The 16,943-nt window shown below is 59.1% G+C and carries 17 protein-coding genes; 10 read left to right on the top strand and 7 right to left on the bottom strand.

Annotated elements, in window-relative coordinates:
- Positions 1-81: 81 nt before the first annotated feature.
- From gltX to apbC, 4 genes are all read right to left on the bottom strand, one after another.
- The gene (gene gltX / locus GM655_RS12895) at positions 82-1,491 is read right to left on the bottom strand and encodes a glutamate--tRNA ligase (RefSeq protein ID WP_155435082.1); all 1,410 of its coding nucleotides are present in this window, start codon (positions 1,489-1,491) and stop codon (positions 82-84) included.
- 89 nt (positions 1,492-1,580) lie between these two features.
- On the bottom strand, positions 1,581-3,941 hold the full coding sequence (locus GM655_RS12890) for a glycoside hydrolase family 127 protein (protein ID WP_196308762.1): 2,361 nt from the start codon (positions 3,939-3,941) through the stop codon (positions 1,581-1,583).
- A 170-nt stretch (positions 3,942-4,111) separates the two neighbouring features.
- Entirely contained in the window at positions 4,112-4,501 is a 390-nt protein-coding gene (locus tag GM655_RS12885; protein ID WP_155435081.1) for a DUF4399 domain-containing protein, read from the bottom strand.
- A 12-nt stretch (positions 4,502-4,513) separates the two neighbouring features.
- Complete coding sequence (gene apbC / locus GM655_RS12880) at positions 4,514-5,614, bottom strand: iron-sulfur cluster carrier protein ApbC (RefSeq protein ID WP_155435080.1); 1,101 nt, start codon at positions 5,612-5,614, stop codon at positions 4,514-4,516.
- A gap of 132 nt (positions 5,615-5,746) precedes the next feature.
- Between apbC and metG the strand changes: the two genes are divergently transcribed.
- Entirely contained in the window at positions 5,747-7,912 is a 2,166-nt protein-coding gene (gene metG, locus GM655_RS12875; RefSeq protein ID WP_229632554.1) for a methionine--tRNA ligase, read from the top strand.
- A gap of 21 nt (positions 7,913-7,933) precedes the next feature.
- Complete coding sequence (locus tag GM655_RS12870; protein ID WP_155435078.1) at positions 7,934-8,413, top strand: GNAT family N-acetyltransferase; 480 nt, start codon at positions 7,934-7,936, stop codon at positions 8,411-8,413.
- On the opposite strand, the gene GM655_RS12865 is transcribed toward GM655_RS12870, so the two are convergent.
- Positions 8,410-9,348 (bottom strand): pyridoxamine 5'-phosphate oxidase family protein, encoded by a 939-nt coding sequence (locus GM655_RS12865; protein ID WP_155435077.1) that lies wholly within the window; start codon positions 9,346-9,348, stop codon positions 8,410-8,412. The genes GM655_RS12870 and GM655_RS12865 overlap by 4 nt on opposite strands.
- Before the next feature lie 2 nt (positions 9,349-9,350).
- On the bottom strand, positions 9,351-9,974 hold the full coding sequence (locus GM655_RS12860) for a glutathione S-transferase family protein (protein ID WP_155435076.1): 624 nt from the start codon (positions 9,972-9,974) through the stop codon (positions 9,351-9,353).
- A gap of 121 nt (positions 9,975-10,095) precedes the next feature.
- On the opposite strand from GM655_RS12860, the gene GM655_RS12855 reads away from it, so the two are divergent.
- A complete protein-coding gene (locus GM655_RS12855; protein WP_155435356.1) occupies positions 10,096-10,998 on the top strand; it encodes a LysR family transcriptional regulator in 903 nt (300 codons plus the stop codon).
- Positions 10,999-11,013: 15 nt separating this feature from the next.
- Here GM655_RS12855 and GM655_RS12850 read toward each other — a convergent pair whose 3' ends face one another.
- Complete coding sequence (locus GM655_RS12850; protein WP_155435075.1) at positions 11,014-11,913, bottom strand: DMT family transporter; 900 nt, start codon at positions 11,911-11,913, stop codon at positions 11,014-11,016.
- A 145-nt stretch (positions 11,914-12,058) separates the two neighbouring features.
- On the opposite strand from GM655_RS12850, the gene GM655_RS12845 reads away from it, so the two are divergent.
- The 7 genes from GM655_RS12845 (at position 12,059) to GM655_RS12815 (ending at position 16,736) form a co-directional block, all read left to right on the top strand.
- Positions 12,059-12,268, top strand: coding sequence for a DUF3460 family protein (locus GM655_RS12845; RefSeq protein ID WP_155435074.1), 210 nt, complete (start codon positions 12,059-12,061; stop codon positions 12,266-12,268).
- 40 nt (positions 12,269-12,308) lie between these two features.
- The gene (locus GM655_RS12840; RefSeq protein ID WP_155435073.1) at positions 12,309-13,223 is read left to right on the top strand and encodes a segregation and condensation protein A; all 915 of its coding nucleotides are present in this window, start codon (positions 12,309-12,311) and stop codon (positions 13,221-13,223) included.
- A gap of 42 nt (positions 13,224-13,265) precedes the next feature.
- Complete coding sequence (gene panC / locus GM655_RS12835; protein ID WP_155435072.1) at positions 13,266-14,105, top strand: pantoate--beta-alanine ligase; 840 nt, start codon at positions 13,266-13,268, stop codon at positions 14,103-14,105.
- Between the two features lie 298 nt (positions 14,106-14,403).
- Positions 14,404-14,640 carry a hypothetical protein gene (locus GM655_RS12830; protein WP_155435071.1) on the top strand — a complete coding sequence of 79 codons (237 nt, stop codon included), beginning with the start codon at positions 14,404-14,406 and terminating at the stop codon, positions 14,638-14,640.
- Between the two features lie 171 nt (positions 14,641-14,811).
- On the top strand, positions 14,812-15,768 hold the full coding sequence (locus tag GM655_RS12825) for an alpha/beta fold hydrolase (RefSeq protein WP_196308761.1): 957 nt from the start codon (positions 14,812-14,814) through the stop codon (positions 15,766-15,768).
- 79 nt (positions 15,769-15,847) lie between these two features.
- On the top strand, positions 15,848-16,309 hold the full coding sequence (locus tag GM655_RS12820) for a hypothetical protein (protein ID WP_155435069.1): 462 nt from the start codon (positions 15,848-15,850) through the stop codon (positions 16,307-16,309).
- 88 nt (positions 16,310-16,397) lie between these two features.
- Positions 16,398-16,736, top strand: a complete 339-nt coding sequence (locus GM655_RS12815; protein ID WP_155435068.1) for a hypothetical protein — start codon at positions 16,398-16,400, stop codon at positions 16,734-16,736.
- The last annotated feature ends 207 nt before the right edge of the window (positions 16,737-16,943 follow it).

Here is a 16,943-nt window from a genome sequence, read left to right as displayed (position 1 = left end):
GCTGCAGAAACAAGAGTATAGCAAAGAAGCTGCGCTCTGCAAATACCCTTTTGCAACTTTGCACTGAATTCAATCCAGAAATCAGCCCAGTGCCGCCAGACGGGCCAGCACGGTGTCGCGACCGAAGATCTGCAGCACGGCATCGATGGCTGGCGTCTGCAACTGGCCCGTGATCAGCAAACGCAGTGGCATGGCCATCTGCGGCATTTTCAGGCCATTCGCCGCCAGCACTTCCTTCATCATGGCGGACAGCGCTTCCTTGCTCCACTCTACCGTTTTGCAGCGCTCGGCAAATTGCGTCAGTGCCGGTTTGACGGCATCCGTCAGGTGCTGGGCCAGCAATGCAGCATCCGGCTGCGGCGTACGGAAGAACAGCATGGCCGCATCAGCCAGCTCGTTGACGGTGTTGACGCGCTCCTTCATCAGCGCCAGCACGGCCGGCAGTGCCGGTGCGCCTTCCAATACAGCGCCGTTAGCCTGCATACGCGGCAGCGCCAGCGCAGCCAGACGTTCATTGTCGGCCTGCTTGATATAGTGGTTATTCAGCCAGTTGAGTTTTTCGATGTTGAACTGGGCGGCCGAATTCGACAGGTGGGTGCCGTCGAACCATGCGCACACCTGCTCCATAGTGAACACTTCGTCGTCGCCATGGCTCCAGCCCAGACGGGCCAGATAGTTGAGGATGGCTTCCGGCAGATAGCCCTCGGCCGGATACTGCATCACGTTCACGGCATCCTTACGCTTGGACATTTTCTGGCCATCGGAACCGAGGATCATCGGCAGGTGGCCGTATTCCGGCAGCGGCGCACCGATGGCGCGCAGGATGTTGATCTGGCGTGGCGTGTTGTTCACGTGGTCGTCGCCGCGCAGTACGTGGCTGATTTCCATATCCAGATCGTCGATAGCCACGCAGAAGTTATAGGTCGGCGTGCCGTCCGGACGGGCGATCACCAGATCGTCCAGTTCTTTATTGCCGATGGTGATGGTGCCTTTGACGAAATCGTTCCAGCTCACTTCACCGTCCAGCGGGTTCTTGAAGCGCACCACCGGCTTGCGGCCCTCCGGAATGGCTGGCAGTACCTTGCCTTCTTCCGGACGCCAGGTGCCGTCGTAGCGCGGCTTCTCGCCGGCGGCGGTAGCGCGGTCGCGCATGGCCTGCACTTCTTCCGGCGACGAATAGCAGTGGTAGGCCGTACCGGCTTCCAGCATCTGCGCGATCACTTCGCGATAGCGGTCCATGCGCTTCATCTGGTAGAACGGGCCTTCGTCATGGGTCAGACCCAGCCATGCCATGCCGTCGATAATCGCCTGCACGGCTTCCGGGGTGGAGCGCTCCAGATCGGTGTCTTCAATCCGCAGCACGAAGGTGCCGCCGAAATGACGGGCGAAAGCCCACGAATACAGCGCGGTACGGGCGCCGCCCAGATGGAGGTAGCCGGTCGGGCTAGGGGCAAAACGGGTGCGGACTGGCTTGGCTGGTGCGTTGGTCATCGGAATAATAAAGCTGAGATATAAAGACCGCTATTTTACCGCGTCAGCGCAGCCATGGCGCATATCGAGTCCCCTCCCCGTCAGGATAGTCAGGATGCAGCGGCCGCGCGCTGGGTGAACAGCCGCACACCGAACACCGGCCCCGCCGTGTGGCCCGGCTCAGGATCGAAACGCACCACCACGCTGGACTTGCCACGGGTCAGATGCTCGGGCACCGGATACTCCTGCTCGATAAACACGCCCGGATGACTGCCATCGAGCACCACGTGGGCAATGCGCTGGCCATCGATACTGATGTAGAAATCGCGGTTGCGCTCCTCGCCCCAGTAGCTGGCCTGTAGCAGCAAGGGGCCGTCCGTGCACTTCATATTGAAGCTGAAATAGCCGCCCGTGCGCGCATCGCGGCCATTGCGGCCACGGTAGGCCACCGGATAGGAGATCTCCGCTTGCAGCGCGTGATCGCGCTCGGGCTGCATCTCGCCCAGATGCATGACATCGACCGAACGTTCGGCCAGATCCTTGAGACGGGCTTCCTGCTGGCGGAAGGTGACTTCCGCCGCCGCCCACTCGCTGTCCGTGTAGAGGTTGAAATACACCGCCGAACGCCTGTCGTACTGCGAAAAGAACGGGGTGAACTTCATGTCGCCGGGGCGCCCCGTGCCAACGCTGCGATACACCGCCTGCGCCTTGTCAGTCGGTGCAAACGCAGCCAGCACATTGGCGCTCACCAGCGCCGGCGCCAGACCGCTGTAAGGCCGGTCAGCCGCGCCCAGATCGGCCGCCAGTACCATAGGGCCGCGCAGCAGTGCCACCACGTGTTCGTTGCCGGGCGCCCTTTCCAGCCGCAAGGCCAAGGGCAAGGACAGGCGCACGCTGTCGCCGGCACGCCAGCGCCGGCGTATCAGCAGATAACCCTTGTGTTGACTCGCAGCGTGCGCCTTGCCATTGACCAGCACCGTATGGCTGCTGGCCCATGCAGGCAGGCGCAGCGCCAGCGTGAACTGGCGCGGATCCGGCAAACGGCGCACAGTCAGGTCGATATCCTCTTCAAACGGATAACGCGTGCGCAGTTCCAGTCTGGCGTCGTGCCAGTCCACCGTCGACGGGATGTACAGATTGACAAACAAGGTGTCGCCCTGCTCCCAGTAGATTGAATCGCCATGTTTGGCGTGGCTCTCCATGCCGGACAGGACGCAGCACCAGAAGTCGTTATCTTCGCTCGAATATTCGCGTGCCGTTCCCGACATCAGCGGTGTCATGTACGTGAACATGCCGGTGCGGGGGTTTTGGTGAGCCAGAATATGGTTCAGGTGAGTGCGTTCGTAGTAGTCGAAATAAGCCGCATCCGGCGCCCAGCTATACAGGTGGCGGGTCAACTTGAGCATGTTGTAGCTGGCACAGGCTTCGCAGGTCTGTTCGGTGATGTGGTCGGCGATGCTATCGGGCGCAAAGAAGTATTCTCGATCGCCATTCCCGCCGATGACGTAGCTATGGTGCTGGGTGACGCGGCGCCAGAAAAACTCCGCCGCTTCGCCATCGCTACCGCGGCCATCCAGTTCGTGCAGGCGCGCAAGGCCTATCAGTTTGGGAATCTGGGTGTTGGAATGCAGGTTGGCCAGTTCATCGCGGCCTTGCGCCAGCGGCAGCATGACCTTGTTGTGATACAGGCGCCGCGCCAGCGCCAGCCAGCGCTGATCCTTGCTACGCGCATAGAGTTCAGCGAAACTCTCGTTGATGCCGCCATGCTCGCAGGCCAGCACCTGCTGCACCTGATCGTCGCTGAGGGCAGTAAACACGCGCTCGATATAACCCGCCAGCCCGAGTGCGACGGTCAAGGCCTGCGTGTTACCCGCATACGTCTGAGCATCGAACAGCCCGGCGAACAGCTTATGCCAGTTATACAGGGGCACCCAGCAACCATTCAGATCGAAACCTGCCGACTTGATCTCGCCGCGCATAATTTCAGGGAAGATCTCGCGGCCATCGACCAGCGAGCCATCTGCGCGCTTGCGCATGAAGCCCGCCACATAGCCATCGCCATGCGCCTGCTGTACCCGTGCCAGTTCGGCCACGATGTAATTGATGCGCGGCTTGAGCGCAGCATTGCCGGTCTGGGCATACATCAGCGACAGCGCGGACAGATAGTGGCCCAGCCCTTCACCGGCAATCGTGTCGGACTCCCAGCCGCCGTAAATGGCGCCCCTGGTCGGCAAGCCGGCGAAGCGGTGATAGTTGTGCAGGAAGCGGTCCACAATGAGGCGCAGCAGATACGCCTGATTGGCTTGCAAAGCCTGCGCGTAGATCGATGGCAGCAAGCGGACCGCCGACAGCGGCAGCGCCCGCGCGGTAGTGGGAAAATCCGTGCTGGCGTGGCGCGCATGGGCGGCGCCATACCAGCCCGCCATCAGCCCCAGACCAGCGGCGCCCTGCAGTAGCTGTCGACGTTGCATACTGACTCCATCAGAGATATCCAGCCTCTAATGTACGTGCAGGCGCGTGGGGCGTCTTGTTGGGACTGCGCTAAAAAGATGACGAAATGTGCACAATAAGTACACAGGGCCGCCGGCCAGCAGTGCTGACGGCGGCCCGAGGCCAGCGTGACCACTATGAGCAGTACAGCTTACTTAACGGTAATCGTGATGTCCTTGCTCATGCCGGGACCGTAGGACTGGTGCAGGCCATTGGCAAACTGCATGGACAGTTTGTAAGTACCCGGTGCCAGTTTGACTTCCGTCTCCGTCTGCCCCTTGCCGAAGTGGATATGGGTATCATCAGCCGGCACCACGTCACCCTCTTTCACAGGCTTCGCGTTGATCAGCAGATGGTGGTGCCCCGTATTCTCCGTCATATCCCCTGCCGGCTTGATGTTCATGCCGGTAACTGCAAATTTCACTTTGAACGGGCTGCTGACGGTGGCGCCATCAGCCGGTTCCACAAACGCTACGGATTGCTGGGCAAAAGCAGTGCTACCTACCAGCATCAGGCTGGCGGCAAGGATTAGACGTTTCATGAGGTTCTCCGGTTAGTCGTTTTTGATCACAATACTAGGGAACTTACTGGTCATATCTTTGGCCTTCTCCGAGACCTGTACTGCAATTTTGCGCGCGATATCCTTGTAGATGCCAGCCACCTTGCCATCCGGCTCGGCCACCACGGTAGGCTTGCCGGAATCGGCCTGCTGGCGGATCGCCATGGTCAGCGGCAGCGAGCCGAGGAAGTCTACCTTGAAGTCGGCGCACATCTTGGCACCGCCACCTTCGCCAAAGATGTGCTCCACGTGGCCGCAATTCGAGCACACGTGGGTGCTCATGTTTTCCACGATGCCCAGGATAGGAATGCCGACCTTCTCGAACATCTTCAAGCCTTTGCGTGCATCGAGCAGCGCGATATCCTGCGGCGTGGTGACGATCACGGCGCCCGTGACAGGCACTTTCTGCGACAGCGTCAGCTGGATGTCGCCCGTACCCGGCGGCATATCCACTACCAGATAGTCGAGATCGCGCCAGTTGGTCTGCTCCAGCAGCTGCTGCAGCGCCTGCGTGACCATAGGACCGCGCCACACCATAGGCTCGTCCGGATCGATCAGGAAGCCGATCGACGATACCTGCACGCCGTAGTTCTCCAGCGGCTCCATAGATTTGCCGTCCAGCGTTTCCGGACGACCGGATACGCCCAGCATCATCGGCTGCGACGGGCCATAGATATCGGCGTCCAGCAGGCCGACAGACGCACCTTCGGCCGCCAGCGCCAGCGCCAGATTGACGGCCGTGGTGGATTTGCCCACGCCGCCCTTGCCGGAAGCCACGGCAATGATATTTTTTACATTCGGCATCAGCTTGAGACCACGCTGCACCGTGTGGGCAATGATCTTGCTGCTCACCTGCACCGTCACGCTATTCACACCGGGCACGCCGCGTACGCCGTCCGTCACCAGTGCGCGAATCGCATCAAACTGGCTGCGCGCCGGATAACCGAGCTCGATATCGAAGCTGACGTTGCCGCCATCGGCTTTCAGATTCTTCACGGCCTTGCCGCTGACAAAATCCTTCCCTGTGTTCGGATCGATAATGCGGGCCAGTGCGGCCTTTACCTGGTCAATAAGCTGTTCAACTGTGTTGCTCATGTAAATCTCCGTGAAATGTGCCCACATTCTAGCGCATCGTGGCAGAAATCCGCTGGCAGCGGCCGCGGAAGATGACCTGCGGCCGCTTCCGCTGTTAAAATGCTCCTTTTCCACCCACAAAGTGCAACAACCATGACTCGCAAGCTGTTCGTCACCACTGCCCTGCCCTACGCTAACGCCGCTTTCCACATTGGCCACATGATGGAGTACATCCAGGCCGACATCTGGGTCCGGTTCCAGCGAATGCAGCGCGACGGCGACGCCCAGCGCGTGGTGCACTTTGTCGGCGCCGACGATACCCACGGCACGCCGATTATGATTGCCGCAGAGAAAGAAGGCATCACGCCTCAGGAATTCGTGGCCAAGATCGCTGCGGGCCGCGCCCAGTATCTGGACGGCTTCCATATCGCTTTTGACAACTGGTACTCGACCGATTCGCCGGAAAACGTGGAACTGTCGCAAGGCATCTACCGCAAGCTGCGCGATGCGGGCCTGATCCAGACCAAGACGGTGGACCGCTTCTTCGACCCCGTCAAAGGCATGTTCCTGGCCGACCGTAACATCAAGGGCGAATGCCCGAAATGCGGCGCCAAGGATCAATACGGCGACAACTGCGAAGTGTGCGGCGCGGCCTACCAGCCTACCGATCTGGTCAACCCGTTCTCGGTGTTCACCAACGCCACGCCCGTGCTCAAGCCTTCGGAGCAGTATTTCTTCAAGCTGTCCGACAAGCGCTGCTACGAATTCCTGCGCGACTGGCTCAACACGCCGGGCCGTTTGCAACCAGAGATGGTCAACAAGGTATCGGAATGGCTGGGCGAAGCCGGTGAAAAACTGGCCGACTGGGATATCTCGCGCGATGCGCCTTACTTCGGCATCCCGATTCCTGACGCACCGGGCAAATACTTCTACGTCTGGCTGGACGCGCCAGTGGGCTATCTGGCTTCGCTGAAAAACTACTGCGACAAGCAAGGCATCGATTTCGACGCGCTGCTGGCCGACCCGCAAACGGAACAGATCCACTTCATCGGCAAGGACATCGTCTCCTTCCACCTGCTGTTCTGGCCTGCCATGCTGAAGTTCGCCGACCATCCGACCATCGAGCGCATGCGCGTGGCTGTGCACGGCCACCTGACCGTCAACAACGAGAAAATGTCCAAATCGCGCGGCACCGGCATCTCGCCGCTGCGCTACCTGAATCTGGGCATGAATCCGGAATGGCTGCGCTACTACATCGCCTTCAAGCTGAACTCCAAAGTAGAAGATCTGGACTTCACGGGTGAAGACTTCGTGGCCCGCGTGAACTCGGACCTGATCGGCAAATACGTCAACATCGCTTCGCGCTGCGCCGGTTTCATCGCCAAGAAATTCGACGGCAAGCTGGCAACCAGCCTGTCCGACAATGCACAGGCATGGATCAAGCGCGCACTGGTCACGGCTGAAGGCGTGGAGCGTCAGGCGAATATCGCCGCCAACTTCGAAAGCCGCGAGTTCGGCAAAGCCCTGCGTGAGATCATGGAGATCGCCGACTTCGCCAACCAGTACGTGGACGAGAACAAGCCGTGGATACTCGCCAAAGACGAGAGCAAACTGGCCGAGCTGCACGACGTCTGCACCACCGCGCTGATTCTGTTCCGCCAACTGTCGATCCTGCTGTCGCCAGTACTGCCGGGTGTAGCCGCCAATGTGGCCAAGTTCCTCAACGACGAGAAATTCGACTGGGCCCAGACCGACGTGGCCAGTGGCGTAGTGGCCAGCGCCATGCTTGGTCGTACCATCGGCGCCTACACCCACCTGATGACGCGCGTCGATCCGAAGATGATCGAAGACCTGTTCGATGCACCGCAGGCAGCTGCCGCCCCTGCGGCTGCACCGGCAGCCAAAGCCGAGAAGCCAGCCAAAGCCAAAGCCGCACCAGCCGTGCAGGTCACGGAAACGGGTATCGAAGTGATTGCACCGGAAATCTCGGTGGACGACTTCTTCAAGGTCGACCTGCGTATCGCCAAGATCGTCAACTGCGAGCACGTGGAAGGCTCGGACAAGCTGCTGCGCCTGACGCTGGACGCAGGCGAAGGCCGTCTGCGTAACGTCTTCTCGGGCATCAAATCGATGTACCAGCCAGAAGACCTGATCGGCAAGCTGACCGTGCTGGTGGCCAATCTGGCGCCGCGCAAGATGAAGTTCGGCGTGTCCGAAGGCATGGTGATGGCGGCTTCGGCCGTCGATGAAAAAGCCAAGCCGGGCATCTACATCCTCAACCCGTGGCCGGGCGCCGAGCCGGGTATGCGCATCAGCTAAGGCAGCGAACGAGGATAGCGCATGAACATCGTGGTACGCGAAGCGACACTGGACGATGCCTCTCTGATTGCCGAGCTCACGCGCGCCGCGTGGGCCGGCAAAGTGAATGTCACCTCCAGCGGCCACCGCGAAACCGCCGTACTGGTCGCAGAACATCTGCGCTCAGGCGGCGGTTTTGTTTTACTGGTCGACGAAGCGCCGGTAGGTTCGGTGCGCTGGCTGCCGCTCGATGATGATGCGGACGTGTGGGAAATCTGCCGCATGGGCGTGCTGCCCGATTATCGCGGCCAGAATATCTCGCAGCACTTGCTGGAAGCCGTGATTCACCACGGGCTGGCAGTGGGCATAGAAGAAATGCGGCTAGCCGTGCGCAGCGACCAGCCGCAGCTGATCGACTTCTACACGGCCTTCGAATTCGAACTGGCAGAAGAACTCGAATACTCGCATGCCAATCCGCTCGAACCGCCGCCGTTGGTCATGCGGCGCCTGCTGGACAATTAAGAGGCTGACCAGTTGCCCGTGCGCTCAAGCTGGCGCGCCTGCTCGGGCGCACTCCAGCGCAAAGGCAAAGCGCCCACATTGCGCACCACTTCGCGCACATGGAAGCGCAACAGGCGCTCGGCACCGGCAAAGGCCTGCAACTTCGGGCCATCCCAGATAATCTCCGCGTCGACCGCGAGATGCAGCAGGTCGCCGCTGGCGAAATCGATGAACAGCAGGCCCGCTCTGCCATCCTTGGCTAAATTGCCCAGCGTATTGAAGAAGAAGTTGCCCACAAACTCGGGCGCCAGCAGCGTGCGTTCATCTTCCACCAGCACAAAGCCGGGCCGCCCGCCTCGGTGCGACATATCGACACCGCGCCCCTGCCCCGCATCGTGCGCCATATGGGCGCTGGCGATGAAGTAGGTATCGGCAGCGGCAATCAGCGCGCTATCGGTGGCGCTCAGCGCCGTGGCACGCAGCACCTGCGCTGCCGCAGCACCCCGTTCTGCCGGATAGTGCTGGCGGCTCTGGATATACTTGGGGCAGTTGCCAAAGCTCTGGCTAACGGCGATCTGCAGACTATCCTGATCGCGCTGCACGATCTCGCCATTGAGGCGATTACGCCGCCGCGTGGTCGGCTCCAGCCCCAGCCCGCCCACATGGGCGCCCACCTGTAACAGACCTTCCAGCGGATCACCGGGCAGCAGGCCGCCATCGATCTGCAGCGTTGCTTCATCGGGCGTGCTGATGAAGCCAGCCTGCGCGGCCAGCAGCGTCCCCCAAGGCTGACCGCCAGCATCGAGCGCGGCGAGATAGAAGAACGGCAGGCCGGCAAAGAAATCGCGGTGCTGCTGCGGCATGAAGGGGCGGATGAACTCCGCTGCACCAGCGATGCGCTCGCGCATACCCACGCGCTCCTGCATGGCCAACTCACCCGCATGGAAGGTCGTCATGATTACATCTCCTCGGTAGCAAGGCCTACTGGTGTCACCGGCATAGGCACGAAGCCGGGCAAGGCGCGGATGGCGGCCAGCCATGCGCACAGTTTAGGATAAGGCTTGAGCGAAATGCCGCCTTCCGGCGCATGGGCGATATAGCTGTAGCAGGCTATGTCGGCAATGGTAGGGTGCTCGCCCGCCAGCCAGCTGCGCTGCTGCAGTTCGTGTTCCATCACGGTGAACAGCTGGGTCCCCATGGTCTGGGCTGCGGCCAGATTGCGCTGGGCGCCAAACACATAGACCAGACGCGCCGTGGCCGGGCCGCCAGCGATCTTGCCGGCAGCGATAGAAAGCCAGCGCTGCACCTGTGCCGCCACCACGGCATCACGCGGCAGCCACAGGCCGCTCACATCGTAGCGCGTCGCCAGATAGACGAGAATGGCATTGGAATCGGCCAGCGTTACGTCGCCATCTTCCAGCACGGGGATTTCACCGAAGGCGTTCTTGGCCAGAAAGGCGGCCTGTTTGTGTTCGCCGTTCGCCAGATCCACCTGCACGTATTCGTGCGGCAGTTGCAGCAGACGCAGGAATAGCTCGACACGGTGGGTGTGGCCGGAAAGGGGAATGCCGTACAGCTTCATAAAAACTCCTGATTCAAAGAGGGTGTACAGCGAGTATAGGCAGGCTGGATCGTCGCGATAAGTCGTACAAAGCGGGAATCAGAGTCCACTTTAAGTGGACAATAGCAGCTACAATGGTGGCATGATAGACCTGCACAACATCAATCTAAACCGCCTCACCACGTTTGTCGCCGTGGTCGAAGCGGGATCGCTGACGGCCGCAGCACAGCGGCTGGGGCTGGCCAAATCCATGGTCAGCAAGCATATGCAGTTGCTGGAAGCGGAGATAGGCGTGGGTTTGATCATCCGTTCGACCCGCAAGCTGAGCCTGACAGAAGCTGGCCGCAGTTTCTACGAAGCCAGCCGCCAGTTGCTGCATGCAGCCGAGACAGCCATCGAGCAGGCACGCAGCGGCCGATTGACGCCGCAAGGCACGCTGCGCGTCGCCTCGCCCATCGATTATGGTGTGATGGTGCTCTCGCCCGTGCTGACGCAGCTCAGGGCCGACTATCCGGCCCTGAAAATCGAACTGGTGTGCAGCGACCACCGCATCGATCTGATCGCCGAAGGCATCGATGTCACCGTCAGGCTGGGCAAGCTCGATGATTCCGGCCACATGGCCACCCGCATAGCCCCGCTGCGCCGCTGGCTGGTGGCCAGCCCCGCTTTCCTCGCGCGGCACGGCACGCCACGCACACCGGCCGATCTGCCTGCCCTGCCCCATATCGCACTGACCGTGATCGCCCAGCCCACCCAGTTCACGCTGCATGCGGCCGATGGCAGCAGCAGTGCAGTGCACATGCAGAACACGGTGTTTTCCTCGAACACGGCCTACGCCACCCGCGCAGCCGCGCTGGCAGGCGACGGCATCCTGCGCGCCACCGAATTCTCTGTGAAAGACGATGTCGCGGCCGGACGGCTGCTACGCGTGCTGCCAGACTGGTCGCTCCCCGTCAGTGAAATCCACGCTGTCTATCCGGCCACGCCCCATCTGCCGCAGAAAGTGCGCGTGCTGATCGACGCCCTGAAAGCGGCCAGCCGCTAATCCTGGTTGTAAGCGCTAGCGGCGCGCCGAGATCACGATGCCGCCCACGATCAGGGCAAAGGCTGCGGCGTGGTAAGCATGCGGGGTTTCGCCGAGGATGGCGGAAGACAGTACGGCCGTAAACAGCGGCGTGAGATTGACGAAGAAAGAACCTATCGCGGGACCGGCCGCGCGCACGCCAGCGCCCCAGCAGCCAAACGCCACGATGGCTGGCCCGGTCGCCACATACAGCAAGCCCGCCGCCAGCGCCCAGCTCCAGTGCACGGGCATGGCGCCTACCGCCTGCTCTGCCAGCGCGAAACCGCCCGACCACAGCACGCCGAACGCTACCTGCGCCAGCAGGAAGCTGGCCCAGTTCGCACGAATGGCGGCCGGCTCTTTCACGCGCAGCAGCAGCCAGCTATACAGCGACCAGGCTATCGTGGCCAGTATCATGAACAGGTCGCCCGCCACCAGCCGCAGTTCCAGCACGTGGCGCCACTCGCCGCGCGCCAACACCAGCACCACGCCAGCGATAGACAGCACGGCACCTGCCACCTGCTTGCGGCTGACGGGCACGCCGAAGAACAGCCAGCCCGTCAGCATCATCCACACCGGCATGCCGGAGGCCACCAGCGTCACGTTGATCGGTGTCGAGCTTTGCAGCGCCATGTATTGCAGGGCGTTGTACATGCCTATGCCGAGCAGGCCCAGCGCTGCGTACTGACGCCAGTAGCGCCACAACCCGGCTTCACGGCGGAATACGGGGCCGGCCAGCGGCAGCAAAAAGCACAACGCCAGCGCCCAGCGTAGAAAATTCAGCAACACGGGCGGCAGCATATCGTGCAACAAGCGCCCGACGACGGCATTTCCAGCCCACAGCAGCGGTGGCAGGGTCAACAGCAGGATGGTGCGGGGAGTAAGGCGCTCGGTCATCAGGGAGTTTCGTGAAAATCATGCAACAATCAGCCATGAAGCATACCTGATTCATGCATTTCGCGCTGTCAGGCCCTCATCAAATTCGCCCGCTGACGCTGCGGCGCGGTAAAATACGCCTTGCTGATCCAACCACAGAGACTATATGAAACTGTCCAAACAACATTCGATGTACGAATCCGAGCACACCCTGTTCATCAAGGCCCTGAAAGAAAAGAATCCTGGCATGGATGAGCGCCAGCAGCAAGGCCGCGCCCTGCTGTGGGACCGTCCGCCGATCTCCCTCGATGAACAGCAACGCCAGCTGGCCTCGGCCGTCAAGCAACAGGCTTACGTTTATCAGAACAAAGTCTAAGTCTTACCCCACCCTAGCGACTGCCGCTACCTGAGCAGCAATGACGTTGCCAGACCAAACGCTGGAGCAGCAAGTGCCTGCAGCCGACTTCGATGCGGCGGCAGGCTTGGCTGCATCCGGCGAGCCTGCCGTCAGCCCTGAAGCGGTGGCCGAAGCGGCCGCCGTCACGAATGAAGTGGCCGCCCTCGCCCGCCTGTATGGCGAACCGCTGCTCAAGCTGCCCAACGATCTGTACATTCCGCCGGACGCGCTGGAAATCTTCCTCGATGCTTTCGAGGGTCCGCTGGACTTGCTGCTTTACCTGATCCGCAAACAGAATTTCAATATTCTCGATATCCCGATGGCGCAGCTAACGCTGCAATATCTGAAATACGTGGATCAGATCCGCCTGTCCAATCTGGAACTGGCGGCAGAATACCTGTTGATGGCGGCCATGCTGATCGAAATTAAGTCACGCATGCTGCTGCCCCAGCGCCAGACCGAGCTCGATGCCGAGATGGACGACCCGCGTGCCGAACTGGTGCGACGTCTGCTCGAATACGAACAGATCAAGCTGGCCGCCTACGATCTCAACGCCGTGCCGCAAGTGGGGCGCGATTTCATCCGCACCCAGATCTTTATCGAGCAGAGTCTGGTCACCAGCTGGCCGGACGTCACGCCCGTCGATCTGCAGCAGGCCTGGCTGGATGTGATGAAGCGGGCCAAGCTGGTCCAGCATCACAAGATCAGCCGCGAAGAACTGTCCGTGCGCGAGCACATGACAGGCATCTTGCGGCGCCTGCAAAGCAGCCGCTTCGTCGAGTTCGCCGACCTGTTCGACATCGCCGGCGGTGTGCCCGTGGTGGTGGTCAACTTTGTGGCCTTGCTGGAGCTGGCCAAGGAAACACTGGTGGAAATTACCCAGGCCGAGCCGTTTGCACCGATCTATGTACGGCTGGCCTATTCGCCCGCCTGACCGGCGCGGCCTTACCGACTTTTTTTACGTTAGAACTACGTTATGAAAATCATTACCTCGATTGAAGAACTGCGCGACCAGCTCAGCGGCCAGTTGCGTACGGCATTCGTTCCCACCATGGGCAATCTGCACGAAGGCCATCTGTCGCTGATGCGTCTGGCCCGCAAGCACGGCGACCCGGTGGTGGCCTCGATCTTCGTCAACCGCCTGCAGTTCGGCCCGAACGAGGACTTCGACAAATACCCGCGCACCTTCCAGGCTGACGTGGAAAAGCTGGAAAAAGAAGGCGTCTACGTGCTGTTCGCACCGACCGAGAAAGACCTGTATCCGGAGCCGCAGGAATACCGTGTGCAACCACCGGACGGCCTCGGCAACACGCTGGAAGGCGAGTTCCGTCCGGGCTTCTTCAACGGCGTCTGCACCGTCGTCACCAAGCTGTTCTCGTGCGTACAGCCGCGCGTGGCCGTGTTCGGCAAGAAGGATTACCAGCAGCTCATGATCATCCGTAACATGGCGCGCCAGTTCGCCATGCCGACCGAAATCGTCGCAGCCGAGACCTACCGCGCCGACGATGGTCTGGCCCTGTCCTCGCGCAATATGTATCTGTCGGAAGCGGAGCGGGCAGAAGCTCCGGCCCTGTTCCAGAGCCTCAACTTCGTCGCCGAAGAAGTGCGCAACGGCCATCTGGACGTGTTCCAGCTCGAGCACCGCGCCATGGACGATCTGGCCAAGCGCGGCTGGAAGCCGGACTACATCTCCATCCGCAAGCGCAACGATCTGCAGCCGCCTAATGCGGGCGATCTGGCACAGGGTACGCCGCTGGTCGTGCTGGCCGCTGCCAAGCTGGGCTCGACCCGCCTGATCGACAATCTGGAAATCTAAGGCCAGTGGCGGCGCGCAACGCGCCGCACAGCCTCTGCATCTGTAATACAGCCGGCGCGTTCATGCACACGCACAGTTCTGCCGGCTGTGCTCACCCCCTCCGCCACCTCCCCGTCTCATGCGGCAAGCCGCTCGCATGCACGACCTTTCCAAGCTTAAAAACGACCCGCCCAGCAATCGCGAAAATTCGCGCCCACCGTGGGAATTCGTGAGCTTTACTAATTGGCAAGCTGCTATCCTGAAGGCCATCGATTGAATCCGCAGCCAAAAGCAGACCAAAGTTTTATGGAGGGATGAAATGCAATTTGCCACTATTTTAGGTATCGCGGGTTGTTCCGTCGCGATGGTGAGTTTCGCTTGGCACAAGAAATGGCTGCCTGCGCTAGCTTATGCCTTCGGGCTAAGCTACATTATTTTCGATAAGGTATACCCATCTCTTCTACCCGATTATTTGGTTATCGGGTTCTCCGTCACGTTTCTAGCTCTGGCCCTGATCTTTTGCTGGCAGGCATACTCCAGTAGAAAAATCGGCTAGCGACCAAGAGCAGTCAGCACCGTTTGGCAATCATCTCAGAGACAGGTTGCGATGAAGTCATCAAGATTGCACTTAAAAATAAATTAATAGATACTTTGCTTTAATTTAAACATTTAATAAAGGATAAGTATGCCACGCGCTCGATCTGCCGTATTCCTTTACGCCGTTTGTTTGTCCTTATTCGCCAATGCGGTAGCGGCTCCCTCTAATTCTGCCGCGTTTGCCAAACCTCATCAGCTCGTTGACATAGGTGGACGAAAGATAAATCTCTACTGCACTGGTCAAGGTGCAACTACGGTTATCTTCGACGGTCCGGCAGGCGACGCAGGATGGACTTGGTTCAAAGTACAGCCTGAGGTAGCCAAGCATACGCGAGCCTGCATTTATGACCGTGCTGGTTTCGGATTCAGCGATCCCGCGCAACGTCCGAATACCTCAGAAAATGCAGTAGATGATCTGCACAAGGCTTTACTAATAGCCGACATCAAGCCTCCATTTCTACTCGTCGGAAACTCATTAGGAGGCAGTAATGTTCAGGTATTCACCTATCGATATCCTCATGAGGTGAAGGGCTTGGTGCTCGTGGAGCCACAAAGCGAGGACGAAACCACGCGCACCAACAAGGCGTCGCAGGGCATGATTAATAAGATCTATGCGATGGTCAAAGACCATGATCAGCAGTGTCTAGTCGCCGCCAATAAAGGGATTAAGCCTGGCAGCGATGCAGCAGCCAGTTGTATCGGAGAGCCATCGCAATACTTCGGACCTTTGCTTGGTAAGCAGGTCAAGGCAATGATGCTGACGAAGTCATATTGGAAAACCCGCGTCGACGAAGCTAATGCTTTCGAGACAAGCGACAACCAATTACGCGCCTTACGTAAGTCATTCGGGAGCATTCCTCTGATTGTTTTGACACGCGGTGTGAGTCCCTATGCGGACCCTTCTAAGCCACAAAGTGCCGTTAATAAGGCTGTGGAAAACGAGAACGAGAATATCCACAAGGAGATCGCAGCACTATCGACCAAGGGCAAACAGCGCGTGGTTGCTGGGGCCTCGCATGGCATACAGGGAGATCAGCCTAGCGCAGTAACAGAAGCGATTGTGGAAGTGTTGGGGCAAATCAAGTAGAACTCTTAAATACATCGAATCATTAGTTCTGTCCGGCCAAAAGCGGACTGATTCACAGTAAACAGACTGAGGGAGTGCAATGCGTTTAATTGCCGCGTTATATGTACTTTCCACATTGTTAGCGAGAGCGGCCCATGCCGAGCAAGTTTTCTCTTGCGACGGTGCAGAAGTTCGCATTGAAGTGGTCGCTCACGAAAGTCCAACGTGGGAAGACCGCGCACAGGCAGTTTTTACCGTATCACGAGGCCGAGAAAAAACCGTATTGCGTTATCAAAATATTGACTTCATAGGTGGTCAATGTGTTGTGAAAGACAAGGCGCAGTCCCTTGTAATCTTTCAAGCATACTGCGGTGGATCGGGCTGCAAGGACCGCGACAACTGGGGAGTAATTGATCCAAGAACTCTCAGAGTTTTAACGGTCCCCAGTGTTACAAATCGTGAAGAAGCCAAGAAAATCCTTGGCGATACTGCACTTCCGACTCTACCACTGCTCAGTATTTTCACTGAAGCACGCAAGCAAGGCATTAAAGTCCCTGATTGAGTGGATTTGGCAGTAGTTTTGAAAAAAGACACGGGTGACAGTGGTCTGCAAAAGGCGGCCACACGAAAATCTAGTTTCTGGATAAAAGATGTTAATCAAAATAAGCTCGGCGCTCTATCTCACGATAGTTTGGGGCTCGGTTTTAGCGCAAAGTGAGATTGGCCTTGAAAAAAAGATGCTCAATAACTGTCAAGCTCTGGCAAGCGAAATTAATAAGTCTCGCGGTGTCGGTATTAGCTTAGATACAATTTCGCCGCTTGTGACTTGGCGAGCAGCCTGTGCTGAGAAACCACCGACAGGAGTTGGCAATGTAACCGCTCTTTGCCAAGGGGTGCGCTTTACCGAAATGGGAAAAGAGGAGGTCTTCTTCTGGCAAAAGTCTCTGCATGGAAAATTGAACAATGGGTACTATGTCTGCAGTGTCTGAGCAAGTTACCGGACCGCTATCTCTACACGTCAACTTAGGCCGAGACCGGCCAAGAGCAAACCTGGGGCTCCTCGCAAGAGCCAATTTGCGATAAGCCACGGTAATTAACAAGCGATCCCGACGTTTACATCGGGATCTCTCAAAATTTTCGTTAAAAAAGCTCATTTATGGCTCCTTGTTCTTCCCATTCTTTCAGGGCGCTCCTGC

This window comes from Pseudoduganella danionis (assembly GCF_009720775.1).
GTDB lineage: Bacteria > Pseudomonadota > Gammaproteobacteria > Burkholderiales > Burkholderiaceae_D > Rugamonas > Rugamonas danionis.
Note: the sequence above shows the minus strand (reverse complement) of the source record. Positions and strands in the feature narration are given on the sequence as shown.

Bases quoted from the DNA above. Each gene is read 5' to 3' on its own strand.
- gltX (WP_155435082.1), bottom strand. From the start codon at position 1,491: ATGACCAACGCACCAGCCAAGCCAGTCCGCACCCGTTTTGCCCCTAGC.
- GM655_RS12890 (WP_196308762.1), bottom strand. From the start codon at position 3,941: ATGCAACGTCGACAGCTACTGCAGGGCGCCGCTGGTCTGGGGCTGATG.
- GM655_RS12885 (WP_155435081.1), bottom strand. From the start codon at position 4,501: ATGAAACGTCTAATCCTTGCCGCCAGCCTGATGCTGGTAGGTAGCACT.
- apbC (WP_155435080.1), bottom strand. From the start codon at position 5,614: ATGAGCAACACAGTTGAACAGCTTATTGACCAGGTAAAGGCCGCACTG.
- metG (WP_229632554.1), top strand. From the start codon at position 5,747: ATGACTCGCAAGCTGTTCGTCACCACTGCCCTGCCCTACGCTAACGCC.
- GM655_RS12870 (WP_155435078.1), top strand. From the start codon at position 7,934: ATGAACATCGTGGTACGCGAAGCGACACTGGACGATGCCTCTCTGATT.
- GM655_RS12865 (WP_155435077.1), bottom strand. From the start codon at position 9,348: ATGACGACCTTCCATGCGGGTGAGTTGGCCATGCAGGAGCGCGTGGGT.
- GM655_RS12860 (WP_155435076.1), bottom strand. From the start codon at position 9,974: ATGAAGCTGTACGGCATTCCCCTTTCCGGCCACACCCACCGTGTCGAG.
- GM655_RS12855 (WP_155435356.1), top strand. From the start codon at position 10,096: ATGATAGACCTGCACAACATCAATCTAAACCGCCTCACCACGTTTGTC.
- GM655_RS12850 (WP_155435075.1), bottom strand. From the start codon at position 11,913: ATGACCGAGCGCCTTACTCCCCGCACCATCCTGCTGTTGACCCTGCCA.
- GM655_RS12845 (WP_155435074.1), top strand. From the start codon at position 12,059: ATGAAACTGTCCAAACAACATTCGATGTACGAATCCGAGCACACCCTG.
- GM655_RS12840 (WP_155435073.1), top strand. From the start codon at position 12,309: ATGACGTTGCCAGACCAAACGCTGGAGCAGCAAGTGCCTGCAGCCGAC.
- panC (WP_155435072.1), top strand. From the start codon at position 13,266: ATGAAAATCATTACCTCGATTGAAGAACTGCGCGACCAGCTCAGCGGC.
- GM655_RS12830 (WP_155435071.1), top strand. From the start codon at position 14,404: ATGCAATTTGCCACTATTTTAGGTATCGCGGGTTGTTCCGTCGCGATG.
- GM655_RS12820 (WP_155435069.1), top strand. From the start codon at position 15,848: ATGCGTTTAATTGCCGCGTTATATGTACTTTCCACATTGTTAGCGAGA.
- GM655_RS12815 (WP_155435068.1), top strand. From the start codon at position 16,398: ATGTTAATCAAAATAAGCTCGGCGCTCTATCTCACGATAGTTTGGGGC.